The sequence below is a fragment of the Roseovarius atlanticus genome (genome assembly GCF_001441615.1).
GTDB classification, from domain to species: Bacteria; Pseudomonadota; Alphaproteobacteria; order Rhodobacterales; family Rhodobacteraceae; genus Roseovarius; species Roseovarius atlanticus.
Window position 1 is genome coordinate 1 of record NZ_LAXJ01000057.1, and the last position, 854, is coordinate 854.

Below are 854 nucleotides of genomic sequence, written 5' to 3' on the forward strand. Positions count from 1 at the left end.
ATGAAAGCATTGGACGGCATCAAGATCCTGGACTTCACGCATGTGCAGTCGGGTCCGACCTGCACGCAGCTTCTGGCGTGGTTCGGGGCGGATGTGCTGAAGGTGGAGCGGCCCGGCGTGGGCGACGCCACGCGGCAGCAGCTGGTGGACGTGCCGGGCGCGGACAGCCTGTACTTCACCATGCTCAACCACAACAAGCGCTCGATCGAGCTGAATTCCAAGAACGAGACCGGCAAGCAGGTGCTGACCCGGCTGATCGAAGAATGTGACGTGCTGGTCGAGAACTTCGCGCCCGGCGCGCTGGACCGGATGGGGTTCAGCTGGGAGCGGATCCAGGAGATCAATCCGCGGATCATCATGGCTTCGGTCAAGGGCTTCGGGCCCGGCAAGTACCAGGATTGCAAGGTCTACGAGAACGTGGCGCAATGCGCCGGCGGCTCGGCCTCGACCACCGGCTTCCGCGACGGCCCGCCGCTGGTGACCGGCGCGCAGATCGGCGACAGCGGCACCGGCCTGCATCTCTGTCTTGGCATCATGACGGCGCTTTTCCAGCGCGAGCGCACGGGCCGCGGCCAGAAGGTGCTGGCACCGATGCAGGACGGGGTGCTGAACCTCTGCCGCGTCAAGCTGCGCGACCAGCAGCGGCTGGAGGCGGGCCCCTTGAAGGAATACAGCCAGTACGGCGAGGGCATCGAGTTCGGCGAGGCGACGCCGCGCGCGGGCAACGACTCGGGCGGCGGTCAGCCGGGTCGGATCCTGAAATGCAAGGGGTGGGAGGACGATCCCAACGCGTACACCTACTTCATCACCCAGGCCGCGGTGTGGGAGCAGATCTGCGATGTCATCGGCAAGCC

1 protein-coding gene is annotated in these 854 nt (G+C 66.0%); it reads left to right on the forward strand.

The genetic code is table 11. The features are described 5' to 3' along the window. On the forward strand, positions 1-854 hold an 854-nt coding region (frc, locus tag XM53_RS22275; RefSeq protein ID WP_057796991.1), incomplete at both ends, for a formyl-CoA transferase.